This is a genomic window from Streptomyces sp. NPDC043861 (assembly GCF_056435905.1).
The window spans coordinates 127,639-142,390 of sequence record NZ_JBWKDP010000011.1 but is presented as its reverse complement, the minus strand read 5'-3'; the positions used below and the strand labels follow the sequence as shown (position 1 = coordinate 142,390).

Annotated in this window: 14 protein-coding genes; 8 read left to right on the top strand and 6 right to left on the bottom strand. The window is 70.0% G+C overall.

Features of this window, described 5'->3' with window-relative positions; translation table 11 throughout:
- The first annotated feature begins 71 nt into the window (after positions 1-71).
- The 3 genes from AC068D_RS24565 (at position 72) to AC068D_RS24555 (ending at position 1,865) form a co-directional block, all read left to right on the top strand.
- Entirely contained in the window at positions 72-767 is a 696-nt protein-coding gene (locus tag AC068D_RS24565; RefSeq protein ID WP_478825191.1) for a response regulator, read from the top strand.
- A gap of 228 nt (positions 768-995) precedes the next feature.
- A complete protein-coding gene (locus AC068D_RS24560) occupies positions 996-1,610 on the top strand; it encodes a helix-turn-helix domain-containing protein (protein WP_478825318.1) in 615 nt (204 codons plus the stop codon).
- A gap of 114 nt (positions 1,611-1,724) precedes the next feature.
- The gene (locus AC068D_RS24555; RefSeq protein ID WP_478825190.1) at positions 1,725-1,865 is read left to right on the top strand and encodes a hypothetical protein; all 141 of its coding nucleotides are present in this window, start codon (positions 1,725-1,727) and stop codon (positions 1,863-1,865) included.
- Between the two features lie 237 nt (positions 1,866-2,102).
- Here the strand turns inward: AC068D_RS24555 and AC068D_RS24550 are convergent, their stop codons facing one another.
- Positions 2,103-3,128 (bottom strand): ATP-dependent 6-phosphofructokinase, encoded by a 1,026-nt coding sequence (locus AC068D_RS24550; RefSeq protein WP_478825189.1) that lies wholly within the window; start codon positions 3,126-3,128, stop codon positions 2,103-2,105.
- Between the two features lie 384 nt (positions 3,129-3,512).
- Between AC068D_RS24550 and pta the strand changes: the two genes are divergently transcribed.
- From pta to pyk, 3 genes are all read left to right on the top strand, one after another.
- Positions 3,513-5,594, top strand: a complete 2,082-nt coding sequence (pta, locus tag AC068D_RS24545; RefSeq protein WP_478825188.1) for a phosphate acetyltransferase — start codon at positions 3,513-3,515, stop codon at positions 5,592-5,594.
- Entirely contained in the window at positions 5,591-6,898 is a 1,308-nt protein-coding gene (locus AC068D_RS24540) for an acetate kinase (RefSeq protein ID WP_478825187.1), read from the top strand. Before pta ends, AC068D_RS24540 begins: the two co-directional genes overlap by 4 nt.
- Positions 6,899-6,972: 74 nt before the next feature.
- Positions 6,973-8,403 (top strand): pyruvate kinase, encoded by a 1,431-nt coding sequence (gene pyk, locus AC068D_RS24535; RefSeq protein ID WP_478825186.1) that lies wholly within the window; start codon positions 6,973-6,975, stop codon positions 8,401-8,403.
- 84 nt (positions 8,404-8,487) lie between these two features.
- On the opposite strand, the gene AC068D_RS24530 is transcribed toward pyk, so the two are convergent.
- Positions 8,488-8,727, bottom strand: coding sequence for a hypothetical protein (locus AC068D_RS24530; RefSeq protein ID WP_478825185.1), 240 nt, complete (start codon positions 8,725-8,727; stop codon positions 8,488-8,490).
- Positions 8,728-8,883: 156 nt separating this feature from the next.
- Between AC068D_RS24530 and AC068D_RS24525 the strand changes: the two genes are divergently transcribed.
- The gene (locus AC068D_RS24525; protein WP_478825184.1) at positions 8,884-9,315 is read left to right on the top strand and encodes a hypothetical protein; all 432 of its coding nucleotides are present in this window, start codon (positions 8,884-8,886) and stop codon (positions 9,313-9,315) included.
- Positions 9,316-9,591: 276 nt separating this feature from the next.
- Here AC068D_RS24525 and AC068D_RS24520 read toward each other — a convergent pair whose 3' ends face one another.
- The 4 genes from AC068D_RS24520 to AC068D_RS24505 form a co-directional block, all read right to left on the bottom strand.
- Positions 9,592-10,968: an ICP22 family protein gene (locus AC068D_RS24520; protein ID WP_478825183.1), complete on the bottom strand. Its 1,377-nt coding sequence runs from the start codon at positions 10,966-10,968 to the stop codon at positions 9,592-9,594.
- A complete protein-coding gene (locus AC068D_RS24515) occupies positions 10,958-11,515 on the bottom strand; it encodes a DUF6114 domain-containing protein (RefSeq protein ID WP_478825182.1) in 558 nt (185 codons plus the stop codon). The genes AC068D_RS24520 and AC068D_RS24515 overlap by 11 nt, the downstream gene beginning before the upstream one ends.
- A gap of 97 nt (positions 11,516-11,612) precedes the next feature.
- Positions 11,613-12,248, bottom strand: coding sequence for a DUF6230 family protein (locus AC068D_RS24510; RefSeq protein ID WP_478825181.1), 636 nt, complete (start codon positions 12,246-12,248; stop codon positions 11,613-11,615).
- 595 nt (positions 12,249-12,843) lie between these two features.
- On the bottom strand, positions 12,844-13,815 hold the full coding sequence (locus tag AC068D_RS24505; protein ID WP_478825180.1) for a tetratricopeptide repeat protein: 972 nt from the start codon (positions 13,813-13,815) through the stop codon (positions 12,844-12,846).
- 264 nt (positions 13,816-14,079) lie between these two features.
- On the opposite strand from AC068D_RS24505, the gene AC068D_RS24500 reads away from it, so the two are divergent.
- Positions 14,080-14,709, top strand: coding sequence for a TetR/AcrR family transcriptional regulator (locus tag AC068D_RS24500; RefSeq protein WP_478825179.1), 630 nt, complete (start codon positions 14,080-14,082; stop codon positions 14,707-14,709).
- Positions 14,710-14,752 lie beyond the last annotated feature (43 nt).

The following is a 14,752-nucleotide window of genomic DNA, read 5'->3' as shown; positions in this document are numbered from 1 at the left end:
GGGCCGGAAGGTCCCCTCCCGGAGAGACGCACGACCGCATGGGCGCGGGCACACACCCGGGAGGTGGGTCCATGACAGCCGCCGACAGTTCCCGCATCCGTGTGCTCGTCGTCGAGGACGACCCCGTCGCCGCCGACGCCCATGCCCTGTACGTCGGTCGCGTGCCCGGGTTCACCGTCGCTTCGGTGGCGCACTCGCGGGCCGCGGCGCACCGGGTCCTGGAGCGCACGCCCGTGGATCTGATCCTGCTGGACCTCTACCTGCCGGACGGGCACGGGCTCCAGCTCCTGCGCTCACTGCGCGCCGCGGGCCACTCGGCGGACGTCATCGCCGTCACATCCGCCCGGGACCTGGCGGTCGTCCGCGAGGGCGTGTCGCTCGGGGTCGTCCAGTACGTCCTGAAGCCCTTCACCTTCGCCACCCTCCGCGACCGCCTTGTCCGCTACGCCGAGTTCCGCGCCACCGCGGGCGAGGCCTCGGGCCAGGACGAAGTGGACCGGGCGCTCGCCACCCTGCGCACGCCCCGGCCCGCGGCCCTGCCGAAGGGCCTCAGCGCGCCCACTCTGGAGGCTGTGACCAGGACGCTCCGTGACGCACCCGGCGGGGTCACCGCGGCCGAGGCCGGGGCCGAGGTCGGGATCTCGCGGATCACCGCGCGCCGCTATCTCGAGCATCTGGTGACGGAGGGCCGAGCCGACCGCAGCCCGCAGTACGGGCAGATCGGACGTCCCGAGCTCCAGTACCGCTGGATCAGCTCGGGCCGCTGACGAAGCCGGCCGCCTGCCGGACGCGTCGCTGGTTGCAGCCGGGCGGGCCGGGCGGGCCGGGCGGGCGAACAATTCGGGACCATGACCGATTCTGGACGTTCCTACGAGGATCACCGTCTGGCGAACGAACCGTAGCCAGAACGGACGATTCACTCCTACCGTGTGCGCGTGCACCCGACCCCGCCTTTCAACGCCCCTGCCGCCCGCCGTCTGCGCGAGGCGCTGGGCATGGCTCCCGGCCATGTCGCCTACGGTCTGCAGGCCCAGTACGGACTCAGCGTCAACGCGGACACGGTGGTCGCCTGGGAACGGGGGCACCGGGCACCGACCTCCCGAGAACTGACGGCATTGGCGGGGGTGCTGTGGTGTGCGCCCGGCGATCTGCTGGGCGTCGCCCGGACCCTGCGCGAGCACCGGATCGCCCGTGCCGTCACCGTGGAGGACCTGGCCCGCCGGGTCGGCATGGAAGCCTCCGCGTACCGCAGGATGGAGGAGTCGGACGACTGGCGCGGCAACGAGCGTCAGACCGCGGCGCTCGCCGTGGCCCTCTCGCTCTCGCCGCGTGAACTGGTCGCCGCCACGGGGCGGAACGACGAATTCGCGGAACTGCTCCGCAGCGCGGCGACGACCCGCTGGCAGGCGTACGTACGTCCGGTCGCCAAGCTGCTTCCGATGCCGAAGCGGCGCCTCGAGTACGTGCTCCAGCAGCTGCACTCGGACTACCAGGCGCGCATGGTCACCACGTCCAGCTGGGGCGCTTCGGGTGGATCGGGCGAGGCGGGCAGGGAGTTCCTGGACGAGGTGGTCGACCGCTTCTGGGAGCTCACGGCGGGACAGCGGTGACCCGGACCCGGAAGCGGTCGTCGGGAAGGTGATCGACCGGACCCCGACCGCGGGAACGGGACAGGCCGACACCGGGCGCGGCTGCCGGGGAAGCGATGCGACCAGGACCCCTCGGTGAAGGCGTTCCGGGTGCGTCGCGACGAACTCCCCGAACGGCTCCGCCGGTTGTCCCGGGACGGTGTGCACGAACGGCGGCACACGGCCATCCGCACCGCTGTGGATCTTCTCGTCGGGACCGGCGCGTACGACGGCTGACTCCGCCGGGATGCCCGGGGTGGTGTTGCGGGATGCGGGTTCGGCAACCTCAGGGACGGGCAGGCGCGTTGCCGATCGCACCGCTCAACTCAACGGTCGCGTCCCGCAATCGCCCGCGCGCAGCGGAGCCGGGGTACCGGCACCGCTGCCGCAGGGGAAGGGGAGCCCTTGATCGTCCAGGGCGGGCCGCCGGGGCTCGCGGCCCCGTCCGGCCCGCGGGCACCGTCCGGCGTCCGCTCAGAAGACCGATTCCGCCTCGGACATCCGGTCCCCCGGCACCGTCTTCAAGCGTGTCACCGCATCCGCCAACGGCACGAGGGTGACCTGTGTGCCCCGCAGCGCCGTCATCTTGCCGAAGTCACCGTCATGGGCGGCCTCCACCGCATGCCAGCCGAAGCGGGTCGCGAGCACGCGGTCGTACGCGGTCGGGACACCACCCCTCTGGACATGACCGAGAATCACCGGCCGGGCCTCCTTGCCGAGCCGGCGCTCGAGTTCCACGGCGAGCTGGTTGCCGATGCCCTGGAAGCGCTCATGGCCGAACTGGTCGATCGCACCCTTCTCGTACGCCATGGATCCCTCGGCGGGGTGCGCGCCCTCTGCGACGCAGATGACCGCGAACTTCTTGCCGCGGGCGAAGCGCTCCTCGACCATCTTCACCAGGTCGTCGACCTGGAAAGGCCGCTCGGGCAGGCAGATGCCATGGGCTCCTCCCGCCATTCCGGACTCCAGGGCGATCCAGCCGGCGTGCCGGCCCATGACCTCCACGACCATGACGCGCTGGTGCGACTCGGCGGTCGTCTTCAGGCGGTCGATCGCTTCGGTGGCCACCGTGACGGCCGTGTCGAAACCGAAGGTGCGATCGGTCGAGGAGATGTCGTTGTCGATGGTCTTCGGTACGCCGACCACGGGCATCCCGGCCTCGGCGAGCAGCCGCGCGGCGGTCAGAGTGCCCTCGCCGCCGATCGGGATGAGCACGTCGATGCCGTAACGGCGCGCCAACTCCTCGCAGTTCTCGGCAGCTTCGCGCAGCCGGGAGCGTTCGAGCCGGGCCGAGCCCAGGATCGTGCCGCCGCGGGCGAGTATGCCGCTCACCGTGTTGAGGTCGAGGGGGCGGTAGTGGCCGTCGAGGAGGCCTTTGAACCCGTCCTCGAAGCCGATGATTTCATCGCCGTAGCCGGTCACGGCCCGGTGCACGACCGACCGGATCACTGCGTTCAGGCCGGGACAGTCGCCGCCTGCGGTGAGAACTCCGATGCGCATCGTGCTGTGTCTCCTGCTCGCCGGTGATACATGTGAGCGATTTCGATTCTCACACGCCGAGCAGGGGCCGCGCCCTTCCGGCAGGTCATTGGTCGCCCTCCGCACGCAGCGGGCGCCCTACCCACGTCCAGAGGTATTGTCAAGGGGGCGGCGTCACCCCGTGGGAGTTTTTTCGGGTACGCGAGATTGACCTTTCGGGTGCCCGAACGCGGCCTCTCGTGCCACCGGCCCGACGGCCCTGTGGCACGGCACGGCACCGACGGACGGCTGGGGGCCGGGACAGGGGGCGACCCCTCGGAGGTCGACTCCGGGGGGCTCGGCACCGGGGGCGCGCCTCGCAGGACGCACCGCACACGACACCGACACACGACAGGGAGAGCACGCGTGGCACGCAGCGTGTACGTGACCGGGATCGACCGTGGAGACGGCCGGCAGGTGGTCGAACTGGGGGTCATGGAGCTCCTGACCCGGCAGGTCGACCGCGTGGGGGTGTTCCGGCCCCTGGTGCACGATGGGCCCGACCGTCTGTTCGACCTTCTGCGTGTGCGCTACCGGCTCGCCCAGGACCCGGCGTCCGTGTACGGCATGCACTACGACGAGGCCGCCGCGCTGCAGGCCGAGAAGGGCCCCGACGAGCTGGTCTCCCGGTTGGTCGAACGCTTCCTCACGGTGGCACGCGAGTACGAGGTCGTCCTCGTGCTCGGCACGGACTTCCATGCCACCCAGCTCCCCGACGAGCTTGCGCTGAACGCCCGGCTGGCCAATGAATTCGGCGCCTCGGTGATACCCGTGGTGGGAGGCAAGGACCAGACCGCCGAGTCCGTGAGGGCGGAGACACGCAACGCCCACCGCGCGTACGAGGTCCTGGGCTGCGACATCCTCGCCATGGTCGTCAACCGGGTGGCTCCGGAGGACCGCGAGGCGATCGCCGAACGGCTCGCGGCCCGTGTTCCCGTTCCCTGTTACGTCCTCCCCGACGAGCCCGCACTCGCCGCGCCCACGGTCGCCCAGGTCACCAACGCCCTGGGGGCCACCGTGCTGCTCGGGGACGACTCGGGGCTCGCGCGGGACGCGCTGAACTTCGTGTTCGGCGGCGCGATGCTGCCGAACCTGCTGAAGGCCCTGACCCCCGGCTGCATGGTGGTCACTCCCGGTGACCGTGCCGATCTCGTGGTCGGCGCGCTCGCCGCGCACTCCGCGGGGACCCCGCCCATCGCCGGCCTGCTGCTCACCCTCGACGAGCGTCCCGCCGACTCGATCCTGGCCCTGGCCGCGCGGCTCGCGCCCGGCACACCGGTGATCTCGGTGCCCGGCGGATCGTTCCCCACGGCGGCGGAACTCTTCGCGATGGAGGGGAAGCTGAACGCAGCAACCCCACGCAAGGCGGAGACCGCCATCGGACTCTTCGAGCGCCATGTCGACGCGGCGGGTCTGCTCGCCCGGGTCGAGGTGGCACGGACCGGCCGCGTCACCCCGATGATGTTCGAGCACGACCTGCTGGAACAGGCCCGTGCGCACCGGCGCCGCGTGGTGCTGCCCGAGGGCACCGAGGAGCGGGTCCTGCGGGCAGCCGACGTACTGCTGCGTCGGGACGTCTGCGACCTCACGCTGCTCGGCGACGCCGACGTGATCCGCAAGAAGGCCGCCGACCTCGGCATCGACCTCGAGGCCGTCCAGCTGATCGACCCTGCCACCTCCGAGCTGCGCCAGCGCTTCGCCGAGCGGTACGCACAGCTGCGGGCCCACCGGGGTGTGACGGTGGAGCTGGCGTACGACGTGGTGGCGGACGTGAACTACTTCGGCACCCTGATGGTGCAGGAGGGCCTGGCCGACGGCATGGTCTCGGGCTCGGTCCACTCCACCGCGGCGACCATCCGTCCGGCCTTCGAGATCATCAAGACCAAACCGGAAGCCTCGATCGTCTCCTCGGTCTTCTTCATGTGCCTGGCCGACAAGGTGCTGGTGTACGGCGACTGTGCGGTCAACCCGGACCCGGACGCCGAGCAGCTCGCGGACATCGCCGTGCAGTCGGCGGCCACGGCGGCCCGCTTCGGCGTCGAGCCGCGGATCGCGATGCTGTCGTACTCCACCGGGACGTCCGGCTCCGGCGCGGACGTGGACAAGGTGCGCGAGGCCACCAAGCTGGTGCGTGAGCGCCGTCCCGAACTGAAGATCGAAGGCCCGATCCAGTACGACGCGGCGGTCGCACCGTCGGTCGCGGCGACCAAGCTGCCGGACTCCGAGGTGGCAGGACAGGCGACCGTGCTGGTCTTCCCGGACCTGAACACCGGCAACAACACCTACAAGGCCGTGCAGCGTTCGGCCGGGGCAGTGGCCGTGGGCCCGGTGCTGCAGGGCCTGCGCAAGCCGGTCAACGACCTCTCGCGCGGCGCACTGGTCAGCGACATCGTCAACACGGTCGCGATCACCGCGATCCAGTCCCAGGGTCAGGAGCTCCCCGTATGACCGCCTCCCGTACCGGTGGCGCCCCGGCCACCGCCACCCGCGTTCTCGTCCTCAACTCCGGTTCCTCGTCGGTGAAGTACCAGCTGCTCGACATGCGCGCCGGCTCCCGGCTCGCCGTGGGCCTCGTCGAACGGATCGGCGAGCGGACGTCACGGCTGGCGCACACACCACTGGCCGGCGGTGCCGGGAAGCGTGAACGCAGCGGCCCCATCGCGGACCATGCCGCGGCCCTCAAGGCGGTCGCCGAGGAGCTGGCCCAGGACGGGCTCGGGCTCGACTCCCCCGAACTGGCCGCGATCGGCCACCGGGTGGTGCACGGCGGGCTGAGGTTCACGGCGCCCACCGTGATCACCGACGAGGTGCTGGCGGAGATCGAGCGCCTGGTCCCGGTCGCACCGCTGCACAATCCGGCGAACATCACCGGCATCCGCACCGCCCGGACGCTGCGCCCCGACCTGCCGCAGGTGGCGGTCTTCGACACGGCGTTCCACACGACCATGCCGGAGTACGCGGCCCGGTACGCGATCGACGTCGAGACGGCGGACGCGCACCGGATCCGCCGATACGGCTTCCACGGCACCTCGCACGCCTACGTCTCGCGCAGGGCCGCCGAGCTGCTGGGCAGGGCGCCCGAGGACGTCAATGTCATCGTGCTCCACCTGGGCAACGGCGCCTCGGCGTCGGCGGTCGCGGGCGGCCGGTGCATCGACACCTCGATGGGACTGACCCCGCTGGAGGGGCTGGTCATGGGTACGCGGTCCGGCGACATCGACCCCGCGGTCACCTTCCATCTCATGCGGGTGGCGGGCATGGACACCGACGAGATCGACGTACTCCTCAACAAGAAGAGCGGCCTGGTCGGGCTGTGCGGCGACAACGACATGCGCGAGATACGGCGGCGCGTCGACGAGGGCGACCGGCAGGCACAGCTCGCCTTCGAGATCTACATCCACCGGCTGAAGAAGTACATCGGTGCCTACTACGCCGTCCTCGGCCGGGTGGACGCGGTCGTGTTCACGGCGGGGGTCGGCGAGAACGCGGCTCCGGTGCGGGAGGCTGCCATCGCCGGTCTGGAGGAGCTGGGCCTGGTGGTGGACGCGGAGCTGAACGCCGTACGGTCGGACGAGCCACGGCTCGTTTCGCCGGACCGTGCGCGGGTGGCGGTCGCGGTGGTGCCGACGGACGAGGAACTGGAGATCGCGCAGCAGACCTTTGCCCTCGTCACGGAGGCGCCCGACGGAGGACCCCACGGAAACTCCGACGAAATATCCGACGAAATATCCACCGAACAGGCTCACGCCTGAGCGCCTGGGCGCCCATTTGTACTTTCCGCCGGACGGAATATTCCGCCGAGAAACAAACCGATAGGATCCGCCTTATGCGCCGTTCCAAAATCGTCTGCACACTGGGCCCCGCCGTCGACTCCTACGAGCAGCTGAAAGCGCTCATCGAGGCCGGCATGAACGTGGCCCGTTTCAACATGAGCCACGGGACCCAGGCAGAGCACCAGGAGCGGTACGACCGTCTCCGCAGGGCGGTGGCGGACACCGGCCGCCCCGTCGGCGTGCTCGCCGACCTCCAGGGCCCCAAGATCCGTCTGGAGACATTCGCCGAGGGGCCGGTCGAACTGGTCCGCGGCGACGAGTTCACGATCACCACAGAGGACGTACCCGGTGACAAGTCCATCTGCGGCACGACGTACAAGGGCCTGCCCGGGGACGTCTCCAAGGGCGACCAGGTCCTGATCAACGACGGCAACGTCGAATTGCGGGTCGTCGAGATCGAGGGCCCGCGGGTGAAGGCGATCGTCGTCGAGGGCGGTGTCATCTCCGACCACAAGGGCATCAACCTGCCCGGTGCGGCCGTCAATGTCCCGGCCCTGTCCGAGAAGGACGTCGAGGACCTGCGCTTCGCGCTGCGGATGGGCTGCGACCTGGTCGCACTGTCCTTCGTGCGCGACGCCAATGACGTCAAGGACGTCCACAAGGTGATGGACGAGGAGGGCCGCCGGGTCCCCGTCATCGCCAAGGTGGAGAAGCCGCAGGCCGTCGAGAACATGGCGGACGTCGTCATGGCCTTCGACGGTGTGATGGTGGCCCGCGGCGACCTGGCCGTCGAGTACCCGCTCGAGAGGGTCCCGATGGTGCAGAAGCGGCTCATCGAGCTGTGCCGCCGCAATGCCAAGCCGGTGATCGTCGCGACCCAGATGATGGAGTCGATGATCACCAACTCGCGTCCGACCCGCGCCGAGGCGTCCGACGTCGCCAATGCGATCCTGGACGGCGCGGACGCGGTGATGCTGTCGGCGGAGTCGAGCGTCGGCGCGTACCCGATCGAGACGGTCAAGACGATGTCCAAGATCGTCACCGCCGCGGAGGAGGAACTCCTCTCCAAGGGCCTCCAGCCCCTGGTCCCCGGCAAGAAGCCGCGCACTCAGGGCGGTTCGGTCGCCCGCGCCGCCTGCGAGATCGCCGACTTCCTCGGCGGCCGGGCACTGGTCGCCTTCACCCAGTCCGGCGACACGGCCCGCCGGCTGTCCCGCTACCGCGCCCAGCAGCCGATCCTGGCCTTCACGACCGAGGAGTCGACCCGGAACCAGCTGACCCTGAGCTGGGGCGTGGAGCCGTTCATCGCCCCGTTCGTGGAGACCACGGACGCGATGGTCGACCTGGTGGACGCGGCACTGCTGCAGCTCCAGCGCTTCAACGAGGGCGACGTCATGATCATCACTGCGGGCTCCCCTCCGGGCGTGCCCGGCACGACGAACATGGTGCGGGTGCACCACCTGGGCGGCGACAAGCGCGGCTGACGTCTCCGAAGCACGACGAGGGCGGTGTCCCGGTTCCCGCGAACCGGGGCACCGCCCTCCGGCCTTCGGTGTGGCCGCGTTTCCCTACGCCAGTTCTCCCGCCGGGTCGATCTCCTGGCCCCGTGAGTCCCGGATCCGCATGACGCCCGGCCCCTCCTGGGTCAGGACCAGCACGCCGATCCGGTGCTCCACCGAGCTCGGCACCTCGGATTCGGCGAACTCGACCTCGATCCAGTCCCCCGGCTCGAGGACGGTCATCCCGCCCCAGATCTCGAAGTAGACCCTCAACTGCTGCTCGCCGGCGTAAAAGCGAAGGGTGTTCATCAGACGGTGCCCCCGTATTCGAGCGGTCGCTCCACAACGACATCCTTATCATCGGAGGACATCCGGCCTGCAGGGAAGGCGCGGAAATCGTCGACGGCAGCCGAGATCTCCCCTGAATTGCGCAGCATGCCGGGGCAGTTGGAACAATGCCTCGGAATGCCGCCCGCCCCGGACCCGATGACGGCCACGTCCGCCGGGACGTCTGCCGGGGCCGAACTCCGCTCGGCACAGGCCCTGCCCCTCCTGCCGAGGGCCGTCACCGAGGAACGGGACGGCGCCCTCGCGTCCGGGCGTTGTGGGCGAAGTCCTCGGACGCGTCCCGGGACCGGAGCGGGATGCCTGGGTCCAGGTCCTCGTCTTCGCCGCCGCGCTCGCACACGCGCCTTCGGCGAGCGCAGGGCGCAGAAGCCGGACGTACTGGAGGCGATCCGGTCCGGCGGCATCACCGCGACCACGATCCCCGGAACGGTCGACGGCTGGACCGACCGGCTTCGGCTGCACGCTGCCGGCGCCTCCCGGAACACCGACGTCCTGCATCTGCTCTCCGAACGCGGCGGGACCGAAACGCGTCAGGCACACGGCCCGTGAAGCACTTCGCCGACGCGAGGCAGCCGTGGGCCGCGTCGCCCGCGCGCGCCAGGGCCGCCGGGGCCGCGAGAACCGGGGGCGCCGCCCGCCGCACCGGGTGCCGGTCGGACGGCGAAGCGCCCGGACACGAAACTGCGGGCCGCACCGCCCCGAAGGTGCGGCCGCCTCGCGGCGACCGGTCGCAACCCGGGAGACGGGCACCCCATGACTGTGGGCCGCACCCCCGACGGGGGTGCGGCCCACAGCCTTCTGCGGCTCCCGGAAAGTCGTTGTGCGCTAGCCGGTGATGAAGTTGCGCAGCCCGGGCACGCTCAGCGTGCCGCCGAACTGGCCGGCCTGGGTGACCTTCACGTCCGTGAAGAACGCGAACGGTACGTTCAGCGGCGGCGGGGTCTTCGGGCTGAAGGTGACCGGGATGAGCCCGAAGAGGTTGCCCTTCAGCTCCTCCGTGTACATCGTCACCGTGCCGTTGCGGATGGTCGACGTCGAGCCCTTGGCCGCCTGGACGTGAGCGGTCTTGCCCTCGGGGTAGACGACCAGCTGGTGCAGGTCCTTGATGTCCACCGACGAGGCGGTGAACTTCAGCACCTTCTTGATCTTGCCGCTGCCCGTCTTGACCTCGACGATGCCCTTGTAGTCGAGCCCGCTCAGGGTGAGCTTGGAGCTCTCCAGCCGCCAGGGGTCGTCCGGCAGCAGCGGGATTCCCGGCTCCAGGTCGGCTGCGGCGAGGGCCTCCGGGTCTGCGGTCGGGCACGGGAAGCGCGGCTTGCCGTCGGCGCCTTCCGGGATGTCCTCGTCCTTGACCGGGTCGAGGCCCTTGACCTTGTCGTCCAGCTCCTCGACCTCGGCACCGGCCTTGTCCGCCGCGTCCTTGATGGCGTCCTTGGCCGTGTCCGTGGTCCCCTCGGCCTTGTCCTCCGTCCCGTCCTCGTCCTTGGACTCGGCGGGCTCGGCCGGGGCATCGCCGGACGGCTTCGAGGGCTCGTCCGAGGGCTCCTCCGAGGGCTTCTCGGCAGGCTCCTCGGCCGGCGCCTCGGAGGGCTCGGCGGCGTCGCCGGACGGCGTGGCCGCCGGCTCCTCGTCGGGGCCGTCGAAGATGTCCTTGATCGCGTCGCCGATACCCAGCGGGTCGAGCGGGTTCCTGGTCTCGCTGGGCTCCGGGGCCGGAGCCTGCTGACCGGCCGCCTCACCGGCGGACCCGGCGTCCGAGTCCGACCCGGACCCGGCGTCGGAGTCGTCCGCGGACTCCGAGGCCGACGGGCTCTCGCCCGGCTCGGGCTTCTGCTCCTCGTCACCCGACGAACCGCTCGCGGACGGGTCCGGCTTCCCGGACTCCTCCTCCGACGGCTTCTCGGACGGCTTCGCCGACTCCGAGGCGGAAGGCTTCTCGGACTCGCTGGGCTCGTCCGAGCGCGTCACACAGGGCCCCGGGGCGAAAGGGAGGTCCTTGCTGTCGTCGGCCAGCGCGAGCTTCGGGGTCAGCCCCATACCGACGAACACAGCGGTGGGCATGGCGGCTATCGCCATCGCCTTGCCGGCGGGTATCTGCAGCTTGGTGAACAGGCCTCTTCGGGGAGCCGCGTGCCGCGGCCCCTTTCTCGCCTGCCGGTCGTGGCTGCCGTCCGTCGCCGGCTGTGATTCGTCACCCCGCACTGTTCCTCCCGCCATCGGCGTGGGCAGTCGTCTTCGTCATGCTCGGGCCGTCCCCGAACTGCGGGCCGGGCACCAGGGGAACGCCGGCCTCTTCCTGCGGGGCCGGAGCCTGGGAAGACTCCGCAGTGCCCTCGGCCGGCTCGGCGGGCTTCCCGGGCGCCCAGGAGATGGAGAGCGCGCCACCGATCAGGGCGAACAGGAAACCGATCACAAAGCCACCGATATTGGAGACCGGGATCGACACCAGTGCCAGCAGAATCGCGGCAACACCGGCGAATACCCTGACAATGTGGTGGAACCACATCGTCAGACCCAGCGTCACCAGCAGTACGCCGATGATCAGCGAACCTGCACCCGCCGTGGTCGCCATGGCCAGCGTGAGATGGCCGATCTTGAGGCTTGCATACGGGAAGTAGGCAATCGGCACTCCGCCGATGATGGTGAACAGGCCGGCCCAGAAGGGCCGCCGGCCCCGCCAGTCGCGGAAGCGGCGTCGGATGACGCGGAGGTAGTGCTCGTTCTGCTGCCCCGGAGACTCGGCGCTCATGGAAAACAGCTCCCTGGAACCGGTGTTGCTGTGAAAAGAAGTTGGGGTCGGGCGAGCGGGGGCGCGAAGGGCGTTCCCCGCCCGCCCGGGCGAGTGCTTAGTAGCACTCCTTGACGCCCTTGTGCAGCTTCATGCTGAGGCCGCTCAGCTTGAAGGTGCCGGCAGTGGTCGCCCACGCCGTCTGCTTGACGTTCGTCAGCTTGGCCTTCTTGGCGCGCTGGGCGAAGCCATAGGGGTTGGCGGGCACCTTGCTGCCGGGCTGGATGCCGGGCTTGTTGGCCGGGTCGCCCGCCGCGACGCCGATGTCGATGTTGCTGAACTCGGCGTCGGCCTCGAGCTCTTCGACGTCCAGGTAAAGGTTTGTCGCATCGACCGGGGTGCCCTTGCCACCGGCACGCAGCTCCAGGCTGACGCTGCCGAAGATCGGCACGTCGGGAGTGACGACCGACTGGCACATGTTGGTGATCGTCGCGTGACTGAACGACGACACGGCGACCGGGTGGGCCGTCTTGTTGCCCTTGAGGTCGGTGCCCGTCGCGAGGCTTCCGTACTGGAAGAAGTCCTCACCGTTCAGCTCACTGGCCGTCACCTTGAAGCTCTGGCCGGAGACGCTGAACGACGCGGCCAGCGCACCCTGCGCCAGGGCGACGCCTATCGCGGCCGTAGCAGCCACGGACGGCACCATGACGACCGCGAACCGCTTCCATCTGGTCCCACCACGAACCTGGGACATATCTGTTCCTCCTTCTCGGACGTACATCTCCGAGTACGGACCGAGGAGGTCCGTCCTGGGATGGGAGAAGTGCTACGTCCTCGGGAAGGAGAGCGCCGTGCGAACAGGCGCGAGCAGCGTCCGAACCACCGGCGTTCACCCCCGAGCGACAACCACTGGCCACGCCTTCGCGCAACCTCGATGGACAGGCCCTGCCGGTCGGGCAGGAACCCCCCTGTCCACGGCCGGCGCCTCTGCCGCCGGCCCACTCGGTGGGGACCCAGGACCGCGAACGCGGCTGGCTGCCGGGCTGGTGCGGTGATGGACCGAGCGTGGCCGATCGTGGTGCATTACGAGCCGGGGCACAAGGGGGTTCGTTACTCGCTAGTAACGGACCGATAACCACGCCACGACACCGCGATGTCACCCGGCCACACAGGGTGCCTCAGTGGTGTGCAAAAGAGGGGGATATTGACGACAAAAACCGGACAGAACAACGAGGTTGATTTACTGCGAGTAACAGCGGCCGCGTTTACCAAGTTTTGGTAAAGCGCGGCCGCACTTTGTCACTCTGTCGCCAAATCGGCGACCTCTCCGGCTCTGCGGGACGGCGCCGTCAGAACAGCACCCGGGCCAGCGCGGTCCGCGCCTTGGCCACCCTCGGGTCGTCCGGACCGATCACCTCGAACAGCTCCAGCAGCCGCAGCCGGGCGGCATCGCGGTCATCGCCCGCCGTGCGACGGACGGTGTCGATCAGCCGGTCGAAGGCGTCCTCGACATGACCGCCGACCAGATCCAGGTCGGCCACGGCGATCTGCGCCTGCACATCGTCCGGCTCGTCCGCGGCGGCCTTGCGCACGACCGCTTGGTCCATGCCCTGCACCCGGGTCAGCAGTTCCGCCTGCGCGAGGCCGAGCTTGGCCTCGGTGTTGCCCGGGTCGTCCGAGAGCACGTTCTTGTACGCCTGCACCGCGCCGCCGAGGTCGCCCGCATCCAGCGCGCGGACGGCGGCTTCGAGCAGTGCGTCGTACGGTCCGGCCGGGACGGCGGCCGGGTCGGCGACGGCCTCGTCGGCATCCTGGTCGACGGAGATCCCGGTGAGCCCGAAGCGCTCCTCGCCGACCTGGATCAGCTGGTCGAGGGTCTGGCGGATCTGCGGCTCGGGCGCGAGGCCCTGGAAGAGCGGCAGCGCCTGACCGGCGACGACCGCGAAGACGGCCGGGATGCCCTGGATCCCGAACTGCTGCATCAGCATCTGGTTGGCTTCGACGTCGATCTTGGCGAGCACGAAGCGGCCGTTGTATTCACGCGCCAGCCGCTCCAGCACCGGGCTCAGCTGCTTGCACGGCTCACACCACTCGGCCCAGAAGTCGATGACGACCGGGACTTCGGCCGAGCGCTGGAGGACGTCGCGCTCGAAGTCCGCCTCACTGACGTCGATCACCAGGCTGGAGGGGGGTACGGCACCAGCGCCGCCCTGACGCGCGGCCGCGGCACGGGCCTGCTCCGCCTTCGCCTTGGCCTCTCCGGCCGCTTTCACCGCGGCGAGGTCGACGACGCCGCTCATGGACATGTTCCTAGGCTGCATGAGTACATCCTCCCCCCTCCGCGCACACGAGTGAAAAGCCCACCGGAGGACACATGTCCGGGGTGGTGCAATGTCACGATTCGTACGGTCGTGCCAGGTCCCCACCCGACACTGTGGTCATCGCTTGGCGGTCATGGGACCGGCCCTCGCCCGCCCCAGATTTCGCTACGAGTCGTAGCGTAACTCGAATACCACGAACCGGGGAAGAAATCTCCGGTGAAGTGGCTCACAGCGATTCACCTACTGGCCGGTATGGTCGCCGTCATGTGCAGCCGCAGCCGTCCGAAAACGACCCGTACCGGCCGCCCGCGCAGCGCCGAGGCGGACGCCGCCATCCTTGATGCGACCAGGGCCGCCCTGGTCGAGCTGGGCTGGTCCAAACTGACGCTCGGCGATGTGGCGACCCGTGCCGGAGTGGCCAAGACGACCCTCTACCGGCGCTGGGCGGGCAAGAACGAACTTGTCGTGGATGCGGTCGCGGTGCTCTTCGACGAGCTGGAGCTCCCCGATCGTGGCTCGCTCGCCGCCGACATCGAGGGCGTGGTGCTGCAGTTCGCGGAGCTGCTCCAGCGCCCCGAGGCCAAAACCGCGATGATGGCCGTGGTCGCCGAGTCGACACGTGACGAGCCGCTGCGCGAGCGGATCCGGGTGTCGATCGTGGACCGCCAGAAGCGGCTGGTCCTGGAGGGCCGCGCGCGGGCCCAGGCACGCGGCGAACTGCCCGTGGAGTCGGACCCCGAGGCGGCCGCCCGGACCGCGGACCTGATCTTCGACGTGATCGCAGGGGCGGTGGTGCACCGGGCCCTGGTGAGCGCCGAACCCGTCGACGAGGACTGGGTCCGGCGCTTCACCGCCGTCCTGCTGGGCGGTCTCGGCGCAGCCGCCCGCATGTGACCGGTGCGGACCGGTCACCGCGACCGGGCGACGGCCGGCCCGC

Coding starts and splice junctions, on each gene's coding strand:
- AC068D_RS24560 (WP_478825318.1), top strand. CDS start 996: ATGGCTCCCGGCCATGTCGCCTACGGTCTGCAGGCCCAGTACGGACTC.
- AC068D_RS24530 (WP_478825185.1), bottom strand. CDS start 8,727: ATGAACACCCTTCGCTTTTACGCCGGCGAGCAGCAGTTGAGGGTCTAC.
- AC068D_RS24565 (WP_478825191.1), top strand. CDS start 72: ATGACAGCCGCCGACAGTTCCCGCATCCGTGTGCTCGTCGTCGAGGAC.
- AC068D_RS24550 (WP_478825189.1), bottom strand. CDS start 3,128: ATGCGCATCGGAGTTCTCACCGCAGGCGGCGACTGTCCCGGCCTGAAC.
- AC068D_RS24525 (WP_478825184.1), top strand. CDS start 8,884: ATGCCGCCCGCCCCGGACCCGATGACGGCCACGTCCGCCGGGACGTCT.
- AC068D_RS24505 (WP_478825180.1), bottom strand. CDS start 13,815: ATGCAGCCTAGGAACATGTCCATGAGCGGCGTCGTCGACCTCGCCGCG.
- AC068D_RS24510 (WP_478825181.1), bottom strand. CDS start 12,248: ATGTCCCAGGTTCGTGGTGGGACCAGATGGAAGCGGTTCGCGGTCGTC.
- AC068D_RS24515 (WP_478825182.1), bottom strand. CDS start 11,515: ATGAGCGCCGAGTCTCCGGGGCAGCAGAACGAGCACTACCTCCGCGTC.
- AC068D_RS24540 (WP_478825187.1), top strand. CDS start 5,591: ATGACCGCCTCCCGTACCGGTGGCGCCCCGGCCACCGCCACCCGCGTT.
- AC068D_RS24500 (WP_478825179.1), top strand. CDS start 14,080: ATGTGCAGCCGCAGCCGTCCGAAAACGACCCGTACCGGCCGCCCGCGC.
- pyk (WP_478825186.1), top strand. CDS start 6,973: ATGCGCCGTTCCAAAATCGTCTGCACACTGGGCCCCGCCGTCGACTCC.